Annotated in this window: 34 protein-coding genes and 2 pseudogenes; 33 read left to right on the top strand and 3 right to left on the bottom strand. The window is 38.3% G+C overall.

The features are described from left to right. The first annotated feature begins 1 nt into the window (after position 1). The 29 genes and pseudogenes from rplP (at position 2) to MKY76_RS22505 (ending at position 18,150) form a co-directional block, all read left to right on the top strand. Entirely contained in the window at positions 2-436 is a 435-nt protein-coding gene (rplP, locus tag MKY76_RS22645) for a 50S ribosomal protein L16 (protein ID WP_004233644.1), read from the top strand. Next, complete coding sequence (gene rpmC, locus MKY76_RS22640; protein ID WP_004233646.1) at positions 426-626, top strand: 50S ribosomal protein L29; 201 nt, start codon at positions 426-428, stop codon at positions 624-626. The genes rplP and rpmC overlap by 11 nt, the downstream gene beginning before the upstream one ends. A gap of 18 nt (positions 627-644) precedes the next feature. Further along, positions 645-908, top strand: a complete 264-nt coding sequence (gene rpsQ, locus MKY76_RS22635) for a 30S ribosomal protein S17 (protein ID WP_004233648.1) — start codon at positions 645-647, stop codon at positions 906-908. A 43-nt stretch (positions 909-951) separates the two neighbouring features. Beyond that, entirely contained in the window at positions 952-1,320 is a 369-nt protein-coding gene (gene rplN / locus MKY76_RS22630) for a 50S ribosomal protein L14 (protein WP_004233650.1), read from the top strand. Between the two features lie 35 nt (positions 1,321-1,355). Then, positions 1,356-1,664, top strand: coding sequence for a 50S ribosomal protein L24 (rplX, locus tag MKY76_RS22625; protein ID WP_004233652.1), 309 nt, complete (start codon positions 1,356-1,358; stop codon positions 1,662-1,664). Positions 1,665-1,692: 28 nt separating this feature from the next. Continuing rightward, complete coding sequence (rplE, locus tag MKY76_RS22620; RefSeq protein WP_004233654.1) at positions 1,693-2,232, top strand: 50S ribosomal protein L5; 540 nt, start codon at positions 1,693-1,695, stop codon at positions 2,230-2,232. Positions 2,233-2,253: 21 nt separating this feature from the next. After that, entirely contained in the window at positions 2,254-2,439 is a 186-nt protein-coding gene (locus tag MKY76_RS22615; protein ID WP_004233656.1) for a type Z 30S ribosomal protein S14, read from the top strand. 29 nt (positions 2,440-2,468) lie between these two features. Further along, positions 2,469-2,867: a 30S ribosomal protein S8 gene (gene rpsH / locus MKY76_RS22610; RefSeq protein WP_008181717.1), complete on the top strand. Its 399-nt coding sequence runs from the start codon at positions 2,469-2,471 to the stop codon at positions 2,865-2,867. Positions 2,868-2,897: 30 nt separating this feature from the next. Beyond that, entirely contained in the window at positions 2,898-3,437 is a 540-nt protein-coding gene (rplF, locus tag MKY76_RS22605; RefSeq protein ID WP_048395570.1) for a 50S ribosomal protein L6, read from the top strand. A gap of 32 nt (positions 3,438-3,469) precedes the next feature. Further along, positions 3,470-3,829 carry a 50S ribosomal protein L18 gene (rplR, locus tag MKY76_RS22600; RefSeq protein ID WP_004233662.1) on the top strand — a complete coding sequence of 120 codons (360 nt, stop codon included), beginning with the start codon at positions 3,470-3,472 and terminating at the stop codon, positions 3,827-3,829. A 21-nt stretch (positions 3,830-3,850) separates the two neighbouring features. Further along, positions 3,851-4,354: a 30S ribosomal protein S5 gene (gene rpsE / locus MKY76_RS22595; protein ID WP_004233664.1), complete on the top strand. Its 504-nt coding sequence runs from the start codon at positions 3,851-3,853 to the stop codon at positions 4,352-4,354. Positions 4,355-4,367: 13 nt separating this feature from the next. Further along, positions 4,368-4,550 carry a 50S ribosomal protein L30 gene (gene rpmD / locus MKY76_RS22590; RefSeq protein WP_004233668.1) on the top strand — a complete coding sequence of 61 codons (183 nt, stop codon included), beginning with the start codon at positions 4,368-4,370 and terminating at the stop codon, positions 4,548-4,550. A gap of 34 nt (positions 4,551-4,584) precedes the next feature. Continuing rightward, on the top strand, positions 4,585-5,025 hold the full coding sequence (gene rplO / locus MKY76_RS22585; RefSeq protein WP_004233670.1) for a 50S ribosomal protein L15: 441 nt from the start codon (positions 4,585-4,587) through the stop codon (positions 5,023-5,025). Then, positions 5,025-6,320 (top strand): preprotein translocase subunit SecY, encoded by a 1,296-nt coding sequence (gene secY / locus MKY76_RS22580; protein ID WP_004233672.1) that lies wholly within the window; start codon positions 5,025-5,027, stop codon positions 6,318-6,320. The genes rplO and secY overlap by 1 nt, the downstream gene beginning before the upstream one ends. Positions 6,321-6,390: 70 nt before the next feature. Beyond that, positions 6,391-7,044 (top strand): adenylate kinase, encoded by a 654-nt coding sequence (locus MKY76_RS22575; protein WP_004233689.1) that lies wholly within the window; start codon positions 6,391-6,393, stop codon positions 7,042-7,044. Positions 7,045-7,293: 249 nt separating this feature from the next. Further along, positions 7,294-7,371: pseudogene (locus MKY76_RS22570) on the top strand (type I methionyl aminopeptidase); the annotation flags it as partial. 86 nt (positions 7,372-7,457) lie between these two features. Further along, positions 7,458-7,676, top strand: a complete 219-nt coding sequence (gene infA, locus MKY76_RS22565; RefSeq protein ID WP_004233690.1) for a translation initiation factor IF-1 — start codon at positions 7,458-7,460, stop codon at positions 7,674-7,676. Positions 7,677-7,713: 37 nt separating this feature from the next. Then, positions 7,714-7,827, top strand: a complete 114-nt coding sequence (gene rpmJ, locus MKY76_RS22560; RefSeq protein ID WP_000868344.1) for a 50S ribosomal protein L36 — start codon at positions 7,714-7,716, stop codon at positions 7,825-7,827. Between the two features lie 24 nt (positions 7,828-7,851). After that, a complete protein-coding gene (gene rpsM, locus MKY76_RS22555) occupies positions 7,852-8,217 on the top strand; it encodes a 30S ribosomal protein S13 (protein WP_004233729.1) in 366 nt (121 codons plus the stop codon). 25 nt (positions 8,218-8,242) lie between these two features. Beyond that, on the top strand, positions 8,243-8,632 hold the full coding sequence (gene rpsK / locus MKY76_RS22550) for a 30S ribosomal protein S11 (protein ID WP_004233731.1): 390 nt from the start codon (positions 8,243-8,245) through the stop codon (positions 8,630-8,632). Between the two features lie 139 nt (positions 8,633-8,771). Continuing rightward, the gene (locus tag MKY76_RS22545; RefSeq protein ID WP_004233733.1) at positions 8,772-9,716 is read left to right on the top strand and encodes a DNA-directed RNA polymerase subunit alpha; all 945 of its coding nucleotides are present in this window, start codon (positions 8,772-8,774) and stop codon (positions 9,714-9,716) included. Between the two features lie 57 nt (positions 9,717-9,773). Further along, positions 9,774-10,154: a 50S ribosomal protein L17 gene (gene rplQ, locus MKY76_RS22540; protein WP_008181938.1), complete on the top strand. Its 381-nt coding sequence runs from the start codon at positions 9,774-9,776 to the stop codon at positions 10,152-10,154. Between the two features lie 426 nt (positions 10,155-10,580). Next, on the top strand, positions 10,581-11,426 hold the full coding sequence (locus MKY76_RS22535) for an energy-coupling factor ABC transporter ATP-binding protein (RefSeq protein WP_115673256.1): 846 nt from the start codon (positions 10,581-10,583) through the stop codon (positions 11,424-11,426). Further along, positions 11,402-12,274, top strand: coding sequence for an energy-coupling factor ABC transporter ATP-binding protein (locus tag MKY76_RS22530; protein WP_342557192.1), 873 nt, complete (start codon positions 11,402-11,404; stop codon positions 12,272-12,274). Before MKY76_RS22535 ends, MKY76_RS22530 begins: the two co-directional genes overlap by 25 nt. Continuing rightward, complete coding sequence (locus MKY76_RS22525; protein WP_004233739.1) at positions 12,271-13,068, top strand: energy-coupling factor transporter transmembrane protein EcfT; 798 nt, start codon at positions 12,271-12,273, stop codon at positions 13,066-13,068. Before MKY76_RS22530 ends, MKY76_RS22525 begins: the two co-directional genes overlap by 4 nt. Positions 13,069-13,081: 13 nt before the next feature. After that, entirely contained in the window at positions 13,082-13,822 is a 741-nt protein-coding gene (truA, locus tag MKY76_RS22520; protein ID WP_342557191.1) for a tRNA pseudouridine(38-40) synthase TruA, read from the top strand. A 178-nt stretch (positions 13,823-14,000) separates the two neighbouring features. Continuing rightward, positions 14,001-14,438 (top strand): 50S ribosomal protein L13, encoded by a 438-nt coding sequence (rplM, locus tag MKY76_RS22515; RefSeq protein WP_004233742.1) that lies wholly within the window; start codon positions 14,001-14,003, stop codon positions 14,436-14,438. Positions 14,439-14,463: 25 nt separating this feature from the next. Further along, complete coding sequence (gene rpsI / locus MKY76_RS22510) at positions 14,464-14,856, top strand: 30S ribosomal protein S9 (RefSeq protein WP_004233744.1); 393 nt, start codon at positions 14,464-14,466, stop codon at positions 14,854-14,856. A gap of 237 nt (positions 14,857-15,093) precedes the next feature. After that, complete coding sequence (locus MKY76_RS22505) at positions 15,094-18,150, top strand: ATP-binding protein (RefSeq protein WP_342557190.1); 3,057 nt, start codon at positions 15,094-15,096, stop codon at positions 18,148-18,150. Positions 18,151-18,408: 258 nt separating this feature from the next. On the opposite strand, the gene MKY76_RS22500 is transcribed toward MKY76_RS22505, so the two are convergent. Continuing rightward, positions 18,409-19,014 (bottom strand): ankyrin repeat domain-containing protein, encoded by a 606-nt coding sequence (locus MKY76_RS22500; RefSeq protein ID WP_342557189.1) that lies wholly within the window; start codon positions 19,012-19,014, stop codon positions 18,409-18,411. Between the two features lie 585 nt (positions 19,015-19,599). Here MKY76_RS22500 and MKY76_RS22495 point away from each other — a divergent pair. The 3 genes and pseudogenes from MKY76_RS22495 to MKY76_RS22485 form a co-directional block, all read left to right on the top strand. Next, positions 19,600-20,427 (top strand): annotated as a pseudogene (locus tag MKY76_RS22495) (DUF4822 domain-containing protein); the annotation flags it as partial. Positions 20,428-20,557: 130 nt separating this feature from the next. After that, complete coding sequence (locus MKY76_RS22490; RefSeq protein WP_004233756.1) at positions 20,558-21,271, top strand: N-acetylmuramoyl-L-alanine amidase; 714 nt, start codon at positions 20,558-20,560, stop codon at positions 21,269-21,271. Between the two features lie 72 nt (positions 21,272-21,343). Next, positions 21,344-22,399, top strand: coding sequence for a P-loop NTPase (locus MKY76_RS22485; protein WP_004233758.1), 1,056 nt, complete (start codon positions 21,344-21,346; stop codon positions 22,397-22,399). 55 nt (positions 22,400-22,454) lie between these two features. On the opposite strand, the gene gerD is transcribed toward MKY76_RS22485, so the two are convergent. Continuing rightward, positions 22,455-23,063 carry a spore germination lipoprotein GerD gene (gene gerD / locus MKY76_RS22480; RefSeq protein WP_004233763.1) on the bottom strand — a complete coding sequence of 203 codons (609 nt, stop codon included), beginning with the start codon at positions 23,061-23,063 and terminating at the stop codon, positions 22,455-22,457. Positions 23,064-23,214: 151 nt separating this feature from the next. On the opposite strand from gerD, the gene MKY76_RS22475 reads away from it, so the two are divergent. Next, a complete protein-coding gene (locus MKY76_RS22475) occupies positions 23,215-23,889 on the top strand; it encodes a KinB-signaling pathway activation protein (RefSeq protein ID WP_112116879.1) in 675 nt (224 codons plus the stop codon). A gap of 36 nt (positions 23,890-23,925) precedes the next feature. Here the strand turns inward: MKY76_RS22475 and MKY76_RS22470 are convergent, their stop codons facing one another. Next, positions 23,926-24,582: a hypothetical protein gene (locus MKY76_RS22470; RefSeq protein ID WP_342557188.1), complete on the bottom strand. Its 657-nt coding sequence runs from the start codon at positions 24,580-24,582 to the stop codon at positions 23,926-23,928. Between the last annotated feature and the right edge of the window lie 134 nt (positions 24,583-24,716).

The following is a 24,716-nucleotide window of genomic DNA, read 5'->3' as shown; positions in this document are numbered from 1 at the left end:
TATGTTATTGCCTAAACGCGTTAAATACCGTCGTGAACACCGCGGCAACATGCGTGGCGAAGCGAAAGGCGGTAAAGAAGTAACTTTCGGCGAATGGGGCTTACAAGCTCAAACTGCTAGCTGGATTACTAACCGTCAAATCGAATCTGCTCGTATCGCGATGACTCGTTACATGAAACGTGGCGGTAAAGTTTGGATTAAAATCTTCCCACATAAACCTTACACTAAAAAACCTCTAGAAGTCCGCATGGGTTCTGGTAAAGGTTCTCCTGAAGGTTGGGTAGCAGTAGTTAAACCAGGAAAAGTAATGTTCGAAATTGCTGGCGTATCTGAAGAAGTTGCACGTGAAGCACTTCGTTTAGCATCACACAAACTTCCTGTTAAATGTAAGATCGTAAAACGTCAAGAAACTGGTGGTGAATCTAATGAAAGCTAATGAAATCCGTGACCTTGCTACTTCTGAAATAGAATTAAAAGTGAAATCACTGAAAGAAGAGCTTTTCAACCTTCGCTTCCAATTGGCGACTGGTCAATTAGAAAACACAGCTCGTATTCGTGAAGTGCGTAAAGCAATCGCGCGTATGAAAACTGTTATTCGTGAAAGAGAAATCAGTGCAAATAACTGATAAAGGAGGTTTTCAAGTATGACTGAGCGCAATCAACGCAAAGTTTACACGGGCCGCGTTGTTTCAGATAAAATGGACAAAACTGTTACTGTTTTAGTTGAAACTTACAAAAAGCACAAGCTTTATGGTAAGCGTGTAAAATACTCTAAAAAGTTTAAAGCTCATGATGAGTTAAACACAGCGAAAATCGGTGATATCGTACGTATCATGGAAACTCGCCCGCTATCAGCTACTAAACGTTTCCGTCTAGTAGAAGTTGTAGAAAAAGCGGTTATTATTTAATAACTATTTCGGAACAACCAATTTCCGAAGGGAGGTAACCTAAGTGATCCAACAAGAAAGTCGTATGAAAGTTGCTGACAACTCAGGTGCACGTGAAGTTCTTACAATTAAAGTGCTTGGTGGCTCTGGCCGTAAAACTGCTAACATCGGTGATATCGTTGTTTGTACAGTTAAGAAAGCAACACCAGGTGGCGTTGTCAAGAAGGGTGACGTTGTTAAAGCTGTTATCGTTCGTACTAAATCAGGCGTTCGTCGTAAAGACGGCACGTACATCAAATTTGATGAAAATGCTTGTGTAATTATTCGTGATGATAAATCACCACGCGGAACTCGTATTTTCGGACCTGTTGCACGTGAACTACGTGACAGCAACTTCATGAAAATCGTTTCTCTAGCTCCAGAAGTTCTTTAATTTCATGACAGTGCCAATCAAGGAGGTGCGACAGCATGCATGTAAAAAAAGGTGACAAGGTTAAGGTAATCACTGGTAAGGATAAAGGCAAAGAAGGCGTAATCCTTGCTGCTTTCCCAAAACAAGATCGCGTTCTTGTTGAAGGTGTGAACATCGTGAAAAAACACGTTAAACCTAACCAATTGAATCCACAAGGTGGTATTGTTAGCCAAGAGGCTGCAATTCACGTTTCGAACGTAATGCTAATCGATCCTAAATCTGGCGAGCCGACTCGTGTAGGTTATAAAATCGAAAACGGTAAAAAAGTTCGTGTAGCAAAAAAATCAGGTGCAGTAATCGACTAATTAGTATAAATAGAAGGGAGGTACACACATGAGCCGCCTAAAAGAAAAATATTTAAATGAAGTTTCTCCAGCTCTTATGAGCAAATTTGGATATAAATCAGTTATGCAACTACCGAAAGTTGAGAAAATCGTTATCAACATGGGTGTTGGTGATGCAGTTCAAAACTCTAAAGCGTTAGATGCAGCTGTTGAAGAATTAACAATTATCACTGGTCAAAAACCAGTAGTAACTAAAGCTAAAAAATCGATCGCAGGTTTCCGTCTTCGTGAAGGTATGCCTATCGGTGCTAAAGTTACATTACGCGGTGAGCGTATGTATGAATTCTTGGACAAATTAATTTCTATCTCACTACCTCGTGTACGTGACTTCCGTGGTGTTTCTAAAAAAGCATTCGATGGTCGCGGTAACTACACACTAGGTGTTAAAGAACAATTAATTTTCCCAGAAATCGATTACGATAAAGTTTCAAAAGTACGCGGTATGGACATCGTGATCGTAACGACAGCGAACTCTGACGAAGAAGCTCGCGAGTTATTGACACAATTCGGTATGCCGTTCCAAAAGTAATCAAACAAGGAGGGCGAAAACGTGGCTAAAAAATCTATGATCGTTAAACAACAACGTAAGCAAAAGTTTAAAGTGCAAGAGTATACACGTTGTGAACGCTGTGGTCGTCCACATTCAGTATATCGCAAATTCAAACTTTGCCGTATTTGTTTCCGAGAACTTGCATATAAGGGACAAATTCCTGGCGTGAAAAAAGCCAGCTGGTAATCCCCTAATTTGGGAAGGAGGTAAATGTAATGACAATGACTGATCCGATTGCAGATATGCTTACTCGCATTCGTAATGCGAACATGGTTCGTCACGAGAAGTTAGAAGTACCAGCTTCCAACGTGAAAAAAGAAATCGCTGAAATTTTAAAGCGTGAAGGTTTCGTACGTGACGTAGAATACGTGGAAGACAACAAACAAGGTATCATCCGTATTTTCTTAAAATATGGAAAAGATAACGAGCGCGTTATCACTGGCTTAAAACGTATTTCTAAACCTGGTTTACGTGTATATGCTAAAACAAATGAAGTACCTAAAGTATTGAACGGTCTTGGTATCGCTTTAGTGTCAACTTCACAAGGTTTATTAACAGATAAAGAAGCTCGCGCTAAACAAGTTGGCGGCGAAGTTCTAGCATACGTTTGGTAATTAGCAATAAATGAATGGAGGTGCAACTAAATGTCTCGTGTAGGTAAAAAAATTATCGAGGTACCAGCTAACGTAACTGTTACTGTTGCAGCTGACAACACTGTTACTGTTAAAGGTCCTAAAGGCGAACTTGTTCGTTCTTTCCACCAAGATATGAAAATTGAGCAAGAGGGTAACGTAATCACTGTAGTACGTCCTTCTGATTCAAAAGAACACCGCACAAACCACGGTACTACTCGTGCGCTTCTTGCGAACATGGTTACTGGTGTTTCTGCAGGTTTCGAAAAAGCTTTAGAACTTATCGGTGTTGGTTACCGTGCGCAATTACAAGGTAATAAACTTGTACTTAACGTAGGTTACTCTCATCCAGTAGAGTTCACACCTGAAGATGGTCTACAAATTGAAGTTCCTTCAAACACAAAGATCATCGTTAAAGGTATCAGCAAAGAACGCGTTGGTGCTCTTGCATCTAACATCCGTGACGTTCGTCCACCAGAGCCTTATAAAGGTAAAGGTATTCGTTATGAAGGCGAATATGTTCGTCGTAAAGAAGGTAAAACAGGTAAATAATGCAGCTTAAGCATTAGAAAGGAGTGACCCTTGTGATTACGAAACAAGATAAAAATCAGGTTCGTAAAAAACGTCATGCTCGCGTTCGTTCTAAAATTTCGGGTACTGCTCAGCGTCCACGCTTAAACGTATTCCGTTCTAACAAGAACATTTACGCGCAACTTATCGATGACGTAGCAGGCGTAACAATTGTTAGCGCATCTTCTCAAGAAAATGGTTTCGAAGGTGCTGGTAGCAATGTTGACGCAGCAACTAAAGTCGGTGAAACAATCGCAAAACGCGCTGCGGAAAAAAATATTACTGCTGTAGTATTTGACCGTGGTGGTTACTTATATCATGGACGTGTGAAAGCTTTAGCTGAAGCTGCACGTGAGAACGGTTTAGAATTTTAATAAGAAGGAGGGACACATTTCATGAGTCGTATTGACGCAAACAAACTTGGAGAACTTGAAGAACGCGTAGTTACTATTAACCGCGTTGCTAAAGTTGTTAAAGGTGGACGTCGCTTCCGCTTCACAGCATTAGTTGTAGTTGGCGATAGAAACGGTCATGTAGGTTTCGGTACTGGTAAAGCTCAAGAGGTGCCAGATGCTATCCGCAAAGCTGTTGAAGATGCGAAGAAAAACTTAATCGAAGTGCCACGCGTAGGTGGAACAACTCCACACTTAGTGCAAGGTCGCTTTGGTGCAGGAGAAATCCTAATCAAACCTGCTGCTCCTGGTACAGGGGTTATCGCTGGTGGTCCAGTACGTGCTGTACTAGAACTTGCTGGTATTACTGATATTCTTTCAAAATCACTTGGATCTAACACACCAATTAACATGGTGCGTGCAACAATTCAAGGTTTAACTGAATTAAAACGCGTAGAGGACGTAGCTAAATTACGTGGTAAATCAGTGGAAGAACTATTAGGATAAGGGGGGAAAGATAATGGCTAACAAATTAGAAATCACCCTTACTAAATCTGTGATTGGTACTAAACCTGCACAACGCAAAACTGTTGAAGCTTTAGGTTTACGTAAATTACACCAAACTGTAGAGAAAGCTGATAACGCAGCTACTCGCGGTATGCTTGATAAAGTAGCTCACTTAGTTACTGTAAAAGAAATTTAATTTCCAATTATTGAACAAGGAGGTGCCACCCACTATGAAACTGCATGAGTTAAAACCAGCAGAAGGTTCTCGTAAGCAACGCAACCGCGTTGGTCGTGGTATCGGTTCTGGTAACGGTAAAACAGCAGGTAAAGGTCATAAAGGTCAAAACGCTCGTTCTGGTGGCGGTGTACGCCCAGGCTTTGAAGGCGGTCAGAACCCATTATTCCGTCGTTTACCAAAACGTGGCTTTACGAACATTAACCGTAAAGAATACGCGATCGTTAACCTTGATGCTTTAAACCGTTTCGAAGACGGTGCAGAGGTAACTGCTGCATTATTACTTGAAACTGGTCTAGTGAGCAATGAAAAAGCTGGAATTAAAGTTCTAGGCAACGGAACTCTTAATAAAAAGCTTACTGTCAAAGCTCATAAATTCTCAGCTTCAGCGAAAGAAGCAATCGAGAATGCCGGCGGAACTACTGAGGTGATTTAATGTTTCAGACAATCTCTAACTTTATGCGTGTTCGAGATATAAGAAATAAAATCATTTTCACACTTTTAATGTTAATCGTTTTTCGTATTGGAACTTTCATTCCAGTACCTAACGTTGACGCTAATGTATTAAAGGCAACTGATGAGTTTAACCTCGTTGGTTTCCTGAATACTTTTGGCGGTGGTGCTTTAAAGAACTTCTCCATCTTTGCAATGGGGATTATGCCTTACATCACAGCCTCAATTATTGTTCAGTTATTGCAAATGGACGTAGTACCGAAGTTTGCTGAGTGGGCAAAGCAAGGTGAAGTCGGAAGACGTAAACTTGCGCAATTTACACGCTACTTTACTATTATTCTTGCTTTTATTCAATCATTCGCGATGTCATTTGGTTTTAATAGAATGTATGGCGGGTCATTGATTAAGGAAGAAGGAGTTTTAACATATGTTATAATCTCTATTGTATTAACAGCGGGTACAGCATTCCTAGTATGGCTTGCTGATCAAATTACTGCGCATGGCGTTGGTAATGGTATCTCTGTTGTAATCTTCGCAGGTATCGTTGCGGCATTACCTACAGGTATCAACCAAATCTATGCACAACAAATCGAGGGTGCGGGTGATAAGCTATTTATCAACCTAATTATCCTTGGTCTACTTGTTTTAATCTTGCTTGCGGTTGTTATTGGAGTTATCTACGTGCAACAAGCACTACGTAAAATTCCAATTCAATATGCAAAACGAGTTACTGGGCGAAATCAACAAACTGGTGGTCAACAAACTCATTTACCGTTAAAAGTAAATGCTGCAGGGGTTATTCCTGTAATCTTTGCTTCAGCGTTTCTGATGACACCTCGTACGTTAGTTCCGTTCTTCGGTGAAAATAATGTTACAACATTCATTAATAACACGTTTGATCATACAAAACCTGTTGGAATGATTATTTATGTGGCATTAATCATCGCATTCACATATTTCTATGCATTCGTACAAGTGAATCCAGAAAATGTGGCAGATAACTTGAAAAAGCAAGGTGCTTATATTCCAGGTATTCGTCCTGGTGAAAACACTCAAACGTATTTAACAAGCGTGTTATATCGTCTGACATTTGTTGGCGCGATTTTCTTAACTGTTATTTCAGTAATGCCGGTTATATTCATAAACTTTATGAATCTACCTGCCTCAGTGCAGATCGGTGGTACTAGTATTATTATCGTAGTCGGCGTAGCGCTCGAAACGATGAAGCAGCTAGAATCTCAACTTGTTAAACGTCACTACAAAGGCTTTATGAAATAATGTTGGTTTTTAGGGAACGTTCCATCGTTTCCTTTAATCAGCAAACCTTTTGTGGGAGGAATATTTCCTAATGAATATCGTTTTAATGGGTCTGCCAGGTGCTGGTAAAGGTACGCAGGCAGATAAAATTGTTGAGAAGTACGCAATTCCTCATATTTCTACAGGCGATATGTTCCGTGCTGCAATTAAAGAAGGTACTGAACTAGGCTTACAAGCTAAGTCGTTTATGGATCAAGGTGCACTTGTACCTGATGAAGTAACGATTGGTATTGTTCGTGAGCGACTGGCTAAACCTGATTGTGAAAAAGGATTCTTATTAGATGGTTTCCCACGTACTGTTCCTCAAGCTGAAGCCTTAGATAGCATTCTTGCTGACCTAGGTAAAGCTATTGAGCATACATTAAACATTCAAGTTGAAAAGGATGAGTTAATTGCTCGTCTTTCAGGTAGACGTATTTGTAAAACTTGTGGTACATCCTATCATTTAATTTTCAATCCTCCTGCTGAGGAAGGGAAATGTGATAAAGATGGTGGCGAGCTTTATACACGTGCAGATGATAATCCTGAAACGGTTGCGAACCGTCTGGAAGTAAATATGAAACAAGCACAACCTCTACTTGATTTCTATCAAGCTAAAGGCGTGTTAACTAATATAGATGGACAGCAAGATATTAACAAAGTGTTTGCTGATCTTGATGCTCTATTACAGAGCAGCCGCAGCTGATACCCGGCTCCGGGCGCAGAGTACTGCTTCCGCGGGAGGCATGCGGGAGCAACAACGAAACATAATTTTTTTGAGAGTTGCAAAAGCATATTGTGCCCGGTATATATTTCTTCTTAAAAGTGCAACATACCTTTTGGAGGAGTATAATGGGTTTCGTGGAAGCATCTGTGTAACGGGTATGAATATCTCATCCAAGACATTCCGGTATTCGTGTAAACATGGGAGATTCAGTGCCCTTACTGGTTCTGTATATTCCGTGGATTGTGTGAAGCGAAACCAGACGAGCGTCTTTCAAACATCTCTCATACAATCCAAACATATGTTGAAACGAGGTTGCTTCTAAAGTTGCAGCAGATATCCGTTTGATGTAACGATGAGAACTTTAATTTGCATATAGAGAGGAGACAGAGTAGATGGCGAAAGATGATGTAATTGAAGTCGAAGGGACAGTTGTTGAGACTTTGCCAAACGCGATGTTTAAGGTAGAATTAGAAAATGGACATGTGATTCTAGCACACGTATCTGGTAAGATTCGTATGCACTTTATCCGTATTCTACCTGGAGATAAGGTTACTATTGAGTTATCTCCTTATGATTTAACTCGCGGTCGTATCACATACCGTTTTAAATAATCTTTTGCGCTCCGGACTACTAAGGAGGTTAGGTTAGATGAAAGTGAGACCATCTGTGAAACCGATCTGCGAAAAATGTAAAGTAATTCGCCGACGCGGTAAAGTAATGGTAATCTGTGAAAATCCTAAACATAAACAAAAACAAGGTTAATTCTAAAGGAGGTGCACAACGTACATGGCACGTATTGCTGGTGTTGATATTCCTCGCGACAAACGCGTGGTAATTTCATTAACGTACATTTTCGGTATTGGTAAAACTACAGCTCAGAAAGTACTAGCTGATGCAGGTATTTCAGAAGATACACGCGTACGCGACTTAACTGAAGATGAGTTAAACAAAATCCGTGAACAATTAGATTCATACAAACTTGAAGGTGACTTACGTCGCGAAACTTCATTAAATATTAAACGTCTGATGGAAATCGGTTCATTCCGTGGTATCCGTCACCGTCGTGGCTTACCTGTTCGTGGTCAAAATACGAAGAACAATGCGCGTACGCGTAAAGGTCCTCGTAAAACAGTTGCGAACAAGAAAAAATAATTGGTAAAGGAGGTTCCTTCTTAACATGGCTCGTAAACAACAAACTCGTAAACGTCGTGTGAAAAAGAATATCGAATCTGGTATCGCACACATTCGTTCTACATTTAACAATACAATCGTAACGATTACAGATATGCAAGGTAACGCTGTATCTTGGTCAAGTGCTGGTGCTCTTGGTTTCCGTGGTTCACGTAAATCTACACCATTCGCTGCTCAAATGGCTGCAGAAACTGCTGCTAAAACATCCCTTGAACATGGTCTGAAAACGTTGGAAGTAACTGTTAAAGGTCCTGGTGCTGGTCGTGAAGCTGCTATTCGTGCACTTCAAGCTGCTGGTTTAGAAGTAACTGCTATTAAAGACGTTACTCCAGTTCCTCATAATGGTTGCCGTCCGCCAAAACGTCGTCGCGTGTAATGGGTGCGTCTCATATTGTATGAGAACATCATTTTTTGTACAGACTGTCTTGTGCAGATAATAAACGATACGTCATTGACGATCGAATCTATGATGGAAAGAACCTATACATTCGATGTTTTGAAGGAGGGTAAATAAAATGATCGAAATTGAAAAACCAAAGATTGAAACGGTGGAGATCAGCGAAGATTCCAAATATGGAAAGTTTGTTGTAGAACCGCTTGAACGCGGATATGGAAACACTTTGGGTAATTCTTTACGTCGTATCCTTCTGTCTTCATTACCAGGAGCTGCTGTCACTTCAATTCAAATTGATGGTGTTCTTCACGAATTCTCAACTGTAGAAGGCGTAGTAGAAGATGTAGCTTCAATCATTTTGAACGTGAAAAAACTAGCTCTTAAAATCTACTCTGACGAAGAAAAAGTTATTGAGATTGATGTTAAAGGCGATGGTACAGTTACGGCTGCTGACATTACACATGACAGTGACGTAGAAATTTTAAACCCAGATCTATATATTGCAACAATCGCTAAAAACGGTCATTTACGTATGCGTATGTATGCACAACGCGGCCGTGGTTACACTCCTGCTGATCAAAACAAACGTGAGGATCTTCCTATCGGCGTGATCCCGATCGACTCTATTTACACTCCAGTATCACGCGTCAATTTCCAAGTGGAAAATACTCGTGTTGGTCAGTCTTCTGACTACGACAAACTTTCTCTTGATGTGTGGACAGATGGCAGCATCGGTCCGAAAGAGGCGATTTCGCTCGGAGCAAAAATTTTAACCGAGCATCTTAACATCTTCGTTGGCATGACAGATGAGGCACAAACTGCTGAAATCATGGTCGAAAAAGAAGAAGATCAAAAAGAAAAAGTTTTAGAGATGACTATCGAAGAGCTTGATCTTTCTGTTCGTTCTTATAACTGTTTAAAACGCGCTGGTATTAATACAGTACTAGAACTTGCGAATAAATCAGAAGACGACATGATGAAAGTTCGTAACCTTGGACGCAAGTCATTAGAAGAAGTAAAAGCGAAGTTAGAAGAGCTTGGTTTAGGATTACGCAAAGAAGACTAAGCGATTTAAACACAACTAACAAGATCAGATTTTTTTCTATAAAGGAGGGAAACATCCATGGGTTACAGAAAACTTGGTCGTACAAGTTCTCAACGTAAAGCGATGTTACGTGACTTAGCTACTGATTTAATCATCAACGAGCGTATCGAAACTACTGAGGCTCGCGCTAAAGAAGTACGTAAAGCTGTTGAAAAAATGATTACTTTAGGTAAACGCGGAGATTTACATGCACGCCGTCAAGCTGCTGCATTTATCCGTCGTGAACTAGTAACAACGACTGATGCAGAAGGTAACGAATCAACATCATTTGCACTTCAAAAGTTATTTGATGATGTTGCACCACGTTATGCTGAGCGTCAAGGTGGTTACACTCGTATTCTTAAAGTAGGTCCTCGTCGTGGCGACGGTGCACCTGTTGTTGTGATTGAACTAGTTTAATCATAAGAGAAAACTTGTGGTGAAGAGGGTGGGAATCACCACCCTCTTTCTTTATAAATGATTTATACGACAAATAATTAAGCTGAGCGTTATGATGAGCGGACATTTATTAGTGTGGCGTCTCGTTTAGCTCTCCGCACCTCATTCAGGAGAAATAAGGGCTTGAGCACCCATATTTCTTGTAAATGTAACGACTAGCGCATTTCTATCGAATGAGGTGCGCGCTTTTTTATTAGATTAGATGGCGCCAATTTGTGGTGCTTTTTTTAATATATGGGTGTTATTTTGTTTTTTATTAAACCGATATCAATTTGAGTTGTTATTGTAGTATTTTTCTTTTATCGACATACGGATTGTAGTAGAATTCATACATAAAAAAGTGTAAGTTAATTAGTAGAGCTGAGCGTAGGGAGAGGAGTTCTAGATATGCCTGAAATTTTATCTTTAAATAATGTAACTTTTTCATATACACCAGAAAATCCAAATAGTCGTAATGCTGTTGAAAATGTTAGCTTTGCTGTGGAAGAAGGTGAGTGGATTGCTATAGTAGGACATAATGGTTCTGGTAAGTCCACTATTGCCAAGCTGATGAATGGTTTATTGTTTCCTCAACAGGGAGATGTACGAATATTGCGAGAACCCTTGAATGAAGAAAATCTTTGGGAATCTCGCTCCTTAATGGGAATGGTCTTTCAAAACCCTGACAATCAATTCGTTGGAGCAACGGTACAGGATGATGTAGCTTTTGCCTTGGAAAACAACGGTATCCCCTTTGAAGAAATGGTAAAACGTGTACATGCGGCACTCGAACAGGTAAAAATGAGTCAGTTTTTAGACCATGAGCCACATCATTTATCTGGTGGACAAAAACAGCGTGTAGCCATTGCTGGGGCACTTGCATTAAAGCCGAAGCTTTTAATTTTAGATGAGGCTACATCCATGTTAGATCCTCAGGGGCGTGCAGAGGTGTTACAAACGGTTCAAACATTACGTGCAGAAACAGGATTAACAGTTTTATCTATTACCCATGATTTAGAAGAGGCAATGTTAGCGGATCGTGTTCTTTTTATGAATGATGGTAAGAAATTTGCAGAAGGTACACCTGCTGAAATCTTTGCACTTGGGGACAAGCTAGTTGAATTTGGACTAGATTTGCCATTTGCCTTGAAGTTATCAAAGCTATTGCAAAAGGAAGGTGTTCCATTAATGGGGCAACATATGACAGAAGAAGAGTTGGTGAATGATTTATGGACATCAAACTTCAACAAGTAAGCTATGCCTATGCACAAGGAACGCCCTTTGAAAAACGGGCATTATTCGATGTGGATTTTGACATTCCATCTCATACTTATCAAGCGATAATTGGCCATACCGGTTCTGGGAAATCAACGATTTTGCAGCATTTTAACGCGCTTCTAAGACCTACTTCAGGAGAAGTACATATAGGGGATCGTCTTATTGTAGCTGGGAAAAAAGCAAAGGATTTAAAAACTGTAAGACAAAAGGTCGGCATTGTCTTTCAATTTCCAGAGCATCAACTATTTGAAGAAACCGTGTTGAAGGACATTATGTTTGGCCCAATGAACTTTGGTATATCAGAGGAGGAGGCTGAAGCTCGTGCAAGAGAACTTGTCAGCTTAGTCGGTTTGCCAGATAACGTTTTGGATAAATCACCGTTTGATTTATCAGGTGGTCAAATGCGTCGAGTAGCGATTGCAGGCGTTTTGGCGATGGACCCTGAGGTTATTGTCTTAGATGAACCAACAGCAGGTCTTGATCCACGTGGTCAAAAGGAAATTATGGATATGTTTTATCAGCTCCATCAAGAACGTCATCTCACAACCATTCTAGTAACCCATAGTATGGAGGATGCAGCTCGATATGCAGATAATATTGTGATTATGCATGAAGGGAAGAATGTCTTAAGTGGATCACCACGAGTTATTTTTAAAGATGTTGCAACATTAAAGGAATTCCGTTTAGAGCCACCACGTATTGTCCGCTTTCAGCAAAAGATTGAGCACATGATGGGGCATTCCTTGTCTAAGGTTTGCTTAACAGAGGAAGAGCTTGCTACTGAAATTGCTCAAGCCCTTAGAGAGGAGCGTGCAGAGTCATGATGGAAAAAATGATCTTTGGTCGCTTCTTACCTGGTGATTCACCTGTACACAAACTTGATCCACGGTCAAAGCTGATCTTTGTGTTCGCCTTTATTATTATTGTGTTTTTAGCTAATAATACCGTGACATATGCTATGTTACTCGCATTCACGCTACTGATTGTATTAGTATCGCGCATTCGTCTATACTTTTTAATAAATGGACTCAAACCAGTACTCTTTTTGATGGCCTTCACATTCCTTCTCCATATTTTCATGACGAAGGAAGGCGTCCCTGTGTTTGAATCAAAATTCATTACGATTTATGACGAAGGGATTAGGCGGGGAATATTTATCTCAATTCGTTTTCTAGTATTAGTATTTATGACGTCAATCTTAACGTTAACTACATCACCGATTTCCATTACAGATGGTATCGAGGTTCTACTGAATCCCTTAAAAGCAATAAAAGTACCCGTACATGAATTGGCTTTAATGATGTCCATCTCATTACGCTTTATTCCAACCTTAATGGATGAGACGGATAAAATTATGAAGGCACAAATGGCAAGAGGCTCTGATTTATCATCTGGGCCAATTAAGGACCGTATAAAGGCAGTAGTACCATTGCTTGTGCCTCTCTTTGTCAGTGCATTTAAACGGGCTGAGGATTTAGCAACAGCGATGGAAGTAAGAGGCTATCGCGGTGGTGAAGGACGCACTAGGTACCGTAGGTTAAAATGGGATATGGGGGACACATTTGCGATTGTGTTATTAGTAGCAATAGGCGTATTGCTATTCTTCTATAGAAGTTAAAGGAGTAGGCTATATGCGACGATTAAAAGTAATTATAAGCTATGATGGCACACTTTTTTCGGGCTATCAGGTACAGCCAGGTGAACGCACAGTGCAGGCTGAGCTTGAGCGTGTTCTAGCTATTATGCATAAGGGAGAACAGGTTAAGGTAACTGCAAGTGGTCGTACAGATGCTAAAGTACATGCGACAGGGCAAACATTGCATTTCGACACACCACTTGTCATTCCAGCAGAAAAATATAGTAAGGCTTTGAATGTGCAACTGCCAAGAGATATTCGTGTATTATCGGTTGAGGAAGTGGCACATGACTTTCATGCGCGTTACGATGTGGCTGGAAAAAGATATCGCTATATTTGGTCTTGTGAGCCTATCCAAAGTCCATTCCGCAGATATTATACTGTGGAGACCAATGGGGTCAAACCTAACGTAGAGGCGATGCAAGAGGCAGCTAAGGCTATTATTGGTACACATGACTTTTCTTGTTTTTGCGCGGCGAATACAAGCGTGAAAGATAAAGTACGCACAGTAACATTGTTACAATTTGAATGGCATGGTGAAGAGCTACATATGGTGATTGAAGGGAATGGCTTCTTATATAATATGGTACGTATTATTGCAGGTACTCTTTGGGAGGTTGGGATAGGTCGGCGTAAGATTGACAATGTGTCCTATGTAGTTGCTTCAGGTAATCGTGATAAGGCAGGAAAAACTGCTCCACCACAAGGGCTATACTTAGAAAAAGTGTTCTATTAGTGGCGTTCTATAATTCTGAACAACTTCACCAGGTGTTTAATGAAATTGCTTGACTTTAAAAGTCATTCATTATATGATAACAGATGGTATTTTCATTACCACCACAAATAAGCCCCGAAACTTATAGTGTAGTCTAATGAAAAATAACGGTAATCGAATCGATTAGGAGGATATATACATGCGTACAACATTCATGGCTAAAGGTCACGAAGTAGACCGTAAATGGTTAGTAGTTGATGCAGAAGGCCAAACTCTTGGACGTTTAGCTTCTGAAGTAGCTGCAATCTTACGTGGTAAACATAAACCAACATTCACACCAAACGTTGACACAGGTGATCACGTAATCATCATCAACGCTGACAAAATCCATTTAACTGGTAACAAATTAGAGGGTAAATTATACCGCCACCACACTCAATTTGCGGGTGGTTTAAAAACACGTACTGCTGGTGAAATGCTAGATAAGTACCCAACAAGAATGATCGAATTAGCAGTTAAAGGAATGCTTCCTAAAAACTCTTTAGGTCGCAAAATGTTCACTAAACTTAATGTTTACACTGGAACAGAGCATCCACATGCTGCACAAAAACCAGAAGCATACGAGCTTCGCGGATAATATAAATTAAGAGGAGGATATTACTTTGGCACAAGTTCAATACATCGGCACTGGTCGCCGTAAAAGCTCTGTAGCTCGCGTACGTTTAGTACCAGGTACAGGTAAAATTGTTATCAACAAACGTGAAATCGAAGAATACGTACCATTCGCTGCATTACGCGAAGTAATTAAACAACCATTAGTAGCTACTGAAACTACAGGAAGCTATGATATCCACGTAAACGTTAACGGTGGTGGATACACTGGTCAAGCTGGTGCTGTTCGTCACGGTATCGCTCGTGCTCTACTTCAAGTAGACCCAGATTTCCGTGCTGCATTAAAATCAGCTGGATTACTTACTCGTGATTCACGCATGAAAGAACGTAAAAAACCAGGTCTACGCGGCGCTCGTCGTGCACCTCAGTTCTCAAAACGTTAATATCGTTGTTATATCAACGATTTCAAGCTCTTCTCAGGTTTACCTGAGAGGAGCTTTTTTTACGTCGATAACAAAAACAATAGGATTTGTTCAGAATTTGTTTAACAGCCCTATGATAGGATGCCTAAGAGGACTAATGAAATACAGGTGAAAGTCATATTGCATAATGGATTTCATTCTAACTAACTGATAGTTTGATGTTATATATAATTGTTTTCAAGTAGGGGAGGGGTGATAGTGAAAAAAAATATTAGCATTACTTTGACCATTATCATGCTATTTATTATCGTATACTTTATTGGCAATGGAGAGTATTTTGTTAGTAGTAGTCAGCCGATTGCGCAGAATGGGATCGTTACGATTGAAGAACAAGAACTACAAGAAAAGACTATTTTAAAACTAGATGGAGAATGGTCTTTCTATCCAAATATCTTAATATCATCAAGCGATTCACTCGACGCGTACGAGAGCGAGAAAATACCAATTGAGGTGCCAGCTACTTGGAATAGCTTTGTAGAACCAAATGAGGAAGGACTTACTGTAGGAACGTATCATGTTAAGATAAATGTACCAGTTGAAGGGGAATATGGATTATACATTCGTTCAATTCGTCAATCTAACCGTGTTTTCATAAATGGAAAAGATGTAGGTAGTAAGGGGAATCCCAGTGAAACCTTAAAGGACTTTAAGTTCGAAAATGATGATAAATATACGGTGTTTGCACAAAGTGAGAATCTAATGCTTGATATAGTAATTCATGTCGGGAATTATAATTATCCAAAAGCTGGTATTACTTTTCCTATTGAGTTTGGAACAAAGGAAGCTATTCAAAGAGATTTTAGCATGAAAATTTTAGCAGAATCGTTTGTATGTATTGGTTATATTGTATTCGGTGCAATTTATATTATATCGTATAGTCAAAATCGGAAGCGTAAAGAAGAATTGTTTTTGGGGTTATTCACTATATTATTCGGACTGTACATGTCGTTTACAAATGAAAAAGTATTTTTCCTTATTTTTACACATTTAACTATAAATGAACAAGTACGTTTACAATTAGGGATTTTACCACTTGTTGATGTTTGTTTAGCATTATTTCTCTATTATTTGTATCCGGAGTTTATGAGGAAAAAAGCGATTTATATTATTAGTATTTTGTTAGGTTTACTTTTTTTTATCTATGGGATTTACAACCCGATGACAAAAAATAGTATGATTATACCAATAGAAAATCTAGTTCTTTCCCAAATAATCTTTGCAGTAATTTTTATTCCAGTTGGGCTTTATAATGTGTTTGTGCTATTACGTGTGCTTGTGAAAGGTGTAGATGGCTCACATTATATTCTAATTCTTTTAGTATCTCTTACTTGTTATACTTTTTTAATGGTAATGTATTACATTTTCGATATACCTATGGTTTATAGTGAACAATTATTGTTTATTTTTACGCTATATAGTTTTGCATCTCTGCTTAGCTTCCGAGCAAATACATCTTTTAAGGAAGTTCAAGCGTTATCGGAAGAGCTTTTGATGCATAATCAAATGAAGGATGAGTTTTTATTGAAAACGTCTCATGAATTACGTACGCCCTTAAATGGTATTTTAAATATATCCAAATCATTAATGGAAGGTGTACAAGGACCTTTAAAGCGTGAGCAACAAGAAAATGTCATTTTAATACATAATGTCGCGCAACGTTTAGGTTATTTAGTAGAGGATTTATTGATTTCTTCGAATCATATGACCGGAGAAGTTCGTGTTATCCCTCGTGTTGTTCCGATAAGCGTAATTGATGAAGTAATTGAGGAAATTCGTAGTTTAATGTCGAGTGATACATCCATAAGGTTAATGAGTGCAGTAGATTCTAATTTACCCCATATGTATACAGATGAATTACGATTGAAACAAGTGCTTTATAATTTACTCTATAATGCTCTGCAACATACAAAACATGGGCAAATTACAGTCTTAGCTAGTGTACGTAATGATTATATGGAAATACAAGTAAGCGATACTGGAATTGGTATACCATCACAAGACTTAGATCGAATTTTTAATTCTTTTTATCAAGTAAAGAAAGGTAAAAAAAGTGGGGGTCTTGGGTTAGGATTAAGTATCTCAAAAAATATAGTAGAACAGTTAAATGGGGAAATTCATGTAACAAGTACATTAGGTGTTGGAACAATTTTTACATTTACGGTGCCACTTGCCACACTCGAAAAACTAGATATTGAAACACAACACCAGATAGGCAATCGAGCAGATAATACTATACTACAGCTAGATTTACCATTACTGCATAAAGGTAATGACAAAGCCATACTCATTGTTGATGATGATCATGTGAATATAAAAGTACTAGTGGACGCATTAATTCAAAAAGGCTATACCGTTATTGGAGTAGATAATGGGTTTGAAGCGATGGATTATCTAAAGAAACATAAAGTAGATTGTATGTTAGTCGATTTAATGATGAATGGTATGTCAGGCTATGAATTATGCAAACAAGTACGAAAGCAATACGATATGTTGGAATTACCGATTATAGTTTTAACAGCAATTATGCAGCATTCGGATTTAGTGTTATCTTTACAAGTTGGGGCAAATGATTATCTGCAAAAACCGATTGCGATGGATGAATTACTAGTGCGTATTCAATCATTACTAGCGGTTCGACAATCTTCCATTGATGCGATTGAAGATGAAATGAATTATTTATATGCGCAAGTAACTCCTCATTTTGTCTACAATACACTTAACACTATTATCGGCTTAAGCTATACAAATATAGAGAATACACGAGAGGCGTTATACAGTTTAGCCACCTATTTCCGTGCCAAGCTAAATGTCCATTATCGTAACAGCATGGTTTCAATAGAAGATGAAATAGATCTTGTAAAAGCATATCTCTATATTGAAAAAATGCGCTTTGGTGATCGTCTTACAGTTGCGTATGATATTGATGAGTCCATTCAATCTTTGATTCCAGCATTATCAATTCAGCCTATAGTTGAAAATGCAGTTTTTCACGGGATTTCGAAGAAAAAAGAAGGTGGTACTATTGAGGTGAGTGTGCAACGAGAAGGTCAATTTATACGTATTAAAATTTATGATAATGGGGTCGGTATCTCAGAAGAAAAGTTGCAACGATTAGTAAATGAAGAAAACTCACGTATTGGATTTACGAATCCTTTGAAAAAATTTAAGCTTATGAGAAATGCCAGTTTTCGTATATATAGTGAAGAAGGAAAAGGAACTACTGTTATTATTCTATTACCAGAAGAGAATTCGTAACCTTTACAAATGGCGTACCGTTTAAAGATGATTTGGTCTTTACGGAGTCAGAGGCAGACAAAACATCTATCCTAAGACTCTTTCTACTTTCGAGGAAAGAGTCTTTTTGTCATTCCATCATAAAAAGCAATCTGTGAAGTAACCCAAAGATTGCTTAACGTTATTTCTTTTGAAATTGCAGGTGAAATTGATGCAACAGGTAAGCTAATTCCGAAGTGAGGCCATCTAGAAAAGTATATGAAAAAATCTCCTATAGTGTTAACTGTTATTTCGTTCGGGTACAGCTTCTATTAAAATTTGCTCAATCTCATAAAAGCCTAGTTTTTTTGCATGCTGCAATGGTGTGACACCATCTTGATCTCCAATAGTTATATCAGCACCATGATCCACCAATAATTGCACAATTTCTTGATGTTTCTCCCCACCATTGCCTAATGTGACTGCCTCCAATAGAGCTGTCCAATGCAAATTATTAATGTGATTGACATGAATGTCCGAGTGATTAAGTAGCTCTCGGACCACCTCAACATGTCCACGTTCGGATGCAGGGATGATGGCAATTCCACCAAAGCGATTAGTTAGCTTTGTATCTGCCCCTGCAGATATGGCAAGTTTAACGATTTCTAAATAGCCTGATGCCCCTGCATGTAAAAGTACGTTCTCAAGGTTATTATCTCTAATATTAATATCAGCACCATGTTGAATGAGCACCTTCACAGTATCCACCTGGTTATTATAAGTGGCAGCTAAGACAGGGGTTCTTCCATTCTGATCCGTTGTATTAATATTGATGCCTTTTTGCAGAAGTGCTAATACTTTATCAGTATCACCGTTCGCTGCTGAAAGTATTAATTGATCATTCATTTTTCCACCCTCTTTTCTTTGGTTAAAACAGCCAAATGACTAATGGTATATCACTGTAGCCTACTTTTCCGTTTATAAAAATATGGTAACATGTTGCGAATTATACGAGTAATATTAAAAAGATATGCTAGGCTTAGCTTTTTCCTATAATAAATAATGTTGAAGTACTCGTTTGTGAGAAATGTCGATCACCCATAAATTAAGTATATGTAGAAAAAAATAAATAGCTTTTTACATAAACCTCACTATTAGTGTACAGATTTAATATATATTAAAAATATTTTCGTATAAGTTTATGTTTTTTTAAGAAATTATTTAGGGGGAGTTTAACATTCCACTTTAATATAGTTTTTAGAAGGTACAACAAACCTTTCATTTTTAAAAATTGTCATTATGGGTTTGATGTAACTCAAAATATAAACTAACCAATGGAGGTAAGTAGGTATGAAAAAAATATTAATAGTATCTGTTGCTGCTATTGCATTACTGGCAGCATGTCAAGATAAGGAGCCTGCAAAAGGTAATAAGACAAATAGTGAGGAAGTTAAAACAGAAAGTACTGTAACAGAAAATACTGCCAAAGAGCAATTAACAAAGGGACAAGAAATGGCTAATGTTCTAAGTGGTACAAATTGGAAAGGTACAAAGGTTTATGATCAAGATAACAATGATTTAACGGCGGAGAACGCAAACTTCATTGGCTTAGCAAAATATGATGCCCAGACAGGTCATTATGAATTCTTTGACGCGGCTACAGGTAAAAGCCGTGAGGATAAAGGGACATTCTTTATCACAAATGATGGGAAACAAAGAATATTAATTTCCGAATCAAAAAACTACCAAGCAGTTGTCGAGATCACTGAGCTAAACGATAGTATCTTTACTTATAAGAGAATGGGTAAAGATGCTGCGGGCAATGATGTAGAAATATTCGTGGAACATATTCCATATAAAGAAAAAGAACTGGCATTTACTGATTCCGATAAAACGTTAGATGCTTCTACAGGTCAAATTGTTACAGACGTTGACGGAGATAAAATTCTCGCTGATACATTATGGCATGGAACAGTTGTGTTAGATGAAGCGGGTAATGATGTAACAGAATTCAATTCAAATTTCATTAGCATTGCAAAGTATAATGCAAATACAAATAAATATGAGTTCTTTAATCCTGAAACAGGTGAAAGTCGTGGAGACTATGGTTACTTTAATGTCATTCATGATAATAAAATAAGAGCGCATGTTTCTGTCGGTGATAATAAGTATGGTGTAGCTCTTGAAATTACAGAAATCAACGATAAGAAGTTCACGTATAAACGAACAGGTAAAGACAAAGATGGCAATGATATAACTGTATTTGTAGAGCATGAGCCATATACAGGTGAATTCAAACCTACTTTTACAAACCAATAAAATTGTTCTTCCTCCCTTAATATAGAAGAAATTAAAACTCTCAAGTTTGTGACTTGGGAGTTTTTTTTACTTTCTGGCATAGTTCATCCACTAATTTCGTACACTAAATGTAAAAGGGTGGTGTATATGGGTGAAGCGCTGGCTTGCACTAGGAGTAATTATGCTTATGAGTATAGTGGTCGTGGCATATGAAACAAATGCTTCGGACCGTAACTTCTTCTTACCGGACCCACTTGGTGGCATAAAAATTGTCATTGATGCAGGGCATGGTGGTGAGGACGGAGGAGCTTCAAAGGGCGAAGTGATTGAAAAGGATATTACACTTGCAATTGCTCAGCATGTAGAGAAGCAATTAAAGAAAAAAGGCGCAACGGTTATAATGACACGAACAAAAAATGGTGATGTAATCGATGAGCATGCGCCATCAGAAAAATATGGAACAATGAGAGAACGGAAAAAGCAAGATATCTTCCTAAGAAAGGATATCGTGGAAAAGGAAAAGCCTGATGTATTTATAACTATTCATGCAAATGCCATTCCTGAAACAAAATGGCGTGGCGCACAGGTATTTTACCATAAGGAAGGACATGCTGATGGAGAGATTCTTGCCAAGAGTATTCAACAATCCATTCGCACTAATTTAAAAAATACAGACCGTGAAGCATTGTCTATTAAGCAAATCTATTTATTGAAGAAAGCGGAAGTACCTGCAGCTTTAGTGGAGACTGGTTTTATTAGTAATGATGAGGAACGAGCATTATTAGTGGACAAAAACTATCAAGAAAAAATGGCAGATGCCATAGTTGAAGGTATAGAAGACTATTTATTAGCCAAAATTGAGTAGAGCAACATCTACAACGTAAATCAAATCATTATGATATACTAATATTGAGACAATATAAGGGGAGTGTTCGTTGTGATTACTGAACAACAAGTACGAGAAATACTGGGACAACTACAAGATCCATTTTTACATAAATCGCTTGCAGAAACAGATGGTATTACGAACGTAGCAATAAAAGAAGAAAAAAATCATGTCAGTGTAAAAATTGCCATTGCTAAACTGAATACACCGGAACAATTACAACTACAAATGAAAGTTGTTGAGGTGTTGAAAGAAGCAGGTGTAAACACTGTTGGTATTCGTTTTGAAGAACTATCAACAGAAAAATTGCAAAGCTTCCGTGGCACAGCAACAGAGTCGGAAGCACAAGATATTTTATCTCCATTAAGCACAGTCCAAGTAATTTCAATTGCTTCTGGTAAAGGTGGAGTTGGTAAATCGACAGTATCAGTAAACTTAGCTGTTGCTTTAGCTCGTCTAGGAAAGAAAGTCGGCTTAATTGACGCAGATATTTATGGATTTAGTGTACCTGATATGATGGGTGTAACGGATATGCCTAAGGTAGTCGATAATCGTATTTTCCCAGTAGATCGCTTTGGGGTAAAAATGATTTCAATGGGCTTCTTTGTAGAAAATAACGCACCGATCGTATGGCGCGGACCAATGCTTGGTAAAGTATTAGATCAATTCTTCCGTGATGTTGAGTGGGGTGAATTAGATTATCTATTATTAGATTTACCTCCTGGCACAGGTGACGTTGCATTAGATATCCATCAAATGTTGCCATCATCAAAAGAAATTGTTGTAACAACTCCACACCCAACAGCAGCATTTGTTGCAGCTCGTGCAGGGGCAATGGCGCTTCAAACAGACCATGAAATTTTAGGAGTTATCGAAAACATGGCTTGGTTTGAATCTAAATCAGGTGACCGAGAATTTGTCTTTGGGCAAGGAGGAGGACCAAAGCTAGCTGACGAACTACGTACAGAGTTGCTTGGACAAATCCCGCTTGGGCAACCAGATTGGACAGATGAAGATTTTGCTCCTTCTGTATACGCTGAAAAACATACAACAGGACAAATTTATTTAGACATCGCGACGAAAATCATCGATAAATTAAATAAATAATAAAAAACGGATTTCCACCAGTTTTATGGGGAAATCCGTTTTTACATTACCAAGGTTACTCGGTACTTTTTTGTCCCTTATCCGATCCGCCACCACTATCGCCACTCGCTTCTTTCTTATCGCCACTTCCTGATGAACCTGTTTCGCCACTTTTCTTAATAAGTTCCTGCCATTTAGATTGCATTAAAGGGCTTTCGATCGTTTCCTTTACAACTTCCTCCATTTGCTTGCGCATATTGGATGATTTAAGGATAGTCTCCAACTGCTTTTGCATATCGGGTTGCCCGAAAAATGCCTCCATATCCTTTTGGAAAGTCGGATCTTTTATTAAGTTCTTCATAATATCCTGTTGCTGTTTTTGCATACTTTTCGCAACAGTTTCTTTAAACTTTGGATCTTCAAAGGTTTTTTTCCAAAAGTCTTCTGCTTCCTTGGAAAGTAAAGTTTCCTCGGTAGCTTTTTTCACTTCATCATGCTCTAAAATCAAGAGCTCACGGAAACTCGGCTCTTCTAAAAGCTGTCGCAATGCCTTTTTACCATCCTCTGTTTGTAAAGAGTCAATCATGATTTTTTTTATTTCATCATAGGACATGGTAGAGGTTTTATCTTGTGAACAGGCAGAAAGAAAAAGCATTAGAATCAGTAATAAGGTGAATTTTCGCATCGACAATCAGTCCTTTCTCTAGATAGACTCTTTCAATTATTGTTCACATTTCTCAGGACTTTATGTATTGGTTAGGATGAGAAATAGCTTTTTTAACAAGGCATTGATAAAATAAGGACAGATATATTGAGAAATTGGGGGACTTTTAGTTGTGACGATACGAAATTGGGCAAAGTTTTTCTTCTTTGCAATGCTCGTTGGTGGTGGAGTCAACGGAGTTTTTAGTTTATTTATTCGCTGGGAATTCTTCCAACCATACATAGCAAACGGTCAATGGGGTGAGTTTTTCGCTGGACTTTTATGGATGGTTTTCTTAGGGTTTACAATGAGTGTTATAGCGCAAGCTGGCTTTTTTGCTTATTTAACACTTCATCAGGTAGGTGTTAATATTTTTAGAACACTGACATTATGGAATTGGGTACAGCTATTATTAATTGCCATAACGATTTTCGATATAATTTTCTTCCGCTTTATTCCTGGTGTGAAGGATGGGCAAAGCTGGTTGTTCTATGTAGGACTATTAATTGTCCTCATTTTTGGGGCAATAGCAACAGCTGTTCAAAAAGTAAAATTAACAGGGAAAAAACATGTAATGATTTCGGCACTATTCTTTATGATTGTCATTACAACGTTGGAATGGACAATTGCCTTGATGGGTCGCGATGAAAATATTAATGAGTATGTTGCGCTTTTATTATTCCCATTATTGGCGGTTAATGCGTATCAATTATTAGTATTACCTAAATATAATGCAAAATCTGATGAAGATCGTCAAAAATTAGAAGCACGACGCCAAGCTCGTCGTGAACAGGCTAAAAACGCATAAGGAAAAAATTGCCTCGCTGTATTGGAGGCAATTTTTTTATGGCGCTTTTTTAGTTTGAACCTTATAACCAAATATATTTTCTTCAATCGACATAAACTTATGCTGTTGTATGAGAGTGTTAAGCTCTTTAAAGGATATTTGATTATTTTGATGGAGCGGGAAAAAGACAAAATCACCTTTTTGTAATTTCGGAGTTTTTTCACCTTGCCAAATAAGCGAAGGAGATAGTAAATTCACTTGTTGTTGGAATAAGGCTTTCTGTAAATCCTGTGAATATTGATGATTTCGGGTAGCAAACCATAAAGGTTTTTCTTTTAAATATTTTTCGTAAGTATCAATATCCTTTTGGATGAGCGCAATGTCAATGGGTTCTTCTACTGAATCATCCGGCCCAAGTAATCCTGTAGGCAATTTTCGTTGTTGGATAATTTTTAAATGATCGGGTGACCGTTTTATCCAATCAGCATCTAAAAGTAGAAGTGGATAAGGCTCTTTCACCGTTTGGAGCCATTCTAATAGAGAGTCATCAGAGAAAGAGATCTCTACAATAAGAGATGTGCCATAATGTCCTTTTGTGACCACTACTGGTGCATTCGCAATATTAAATACAGAAATCATCGTTGAATTTATAGGCTTTAAAAAGGCAAAGAGCATTACAATTAAAAGCAGCGAAATCAACGTTTTACGGACCATAATGATAACCTCGTTTCTAAAATTTAAAATAAAAAATGAATCTCTTTAAAAAAACTTATGATTTTGTGTTGACTTTCATGAATAATCGATGTTATTATGTATAAGTCGCCAAGAGGTGACAACGAAATAAAGAA

The sequence above is a fragment of the Lysinibacillus sp. FSL P4-0201 genome (genome assembly GCF_038593425.1).
Taxonomy (GTDB): Bacteria; Bacillota; Bacilli; order Bacillales_A; family Planococcaceae; genus Lysinibacillus; species Lysinibacillus capsici.
The sequence above is the reverse complement of the archived record's forward strand: the minus strand, read 5'-3'. Positions and strand labels throughout refer to the sequence as shown.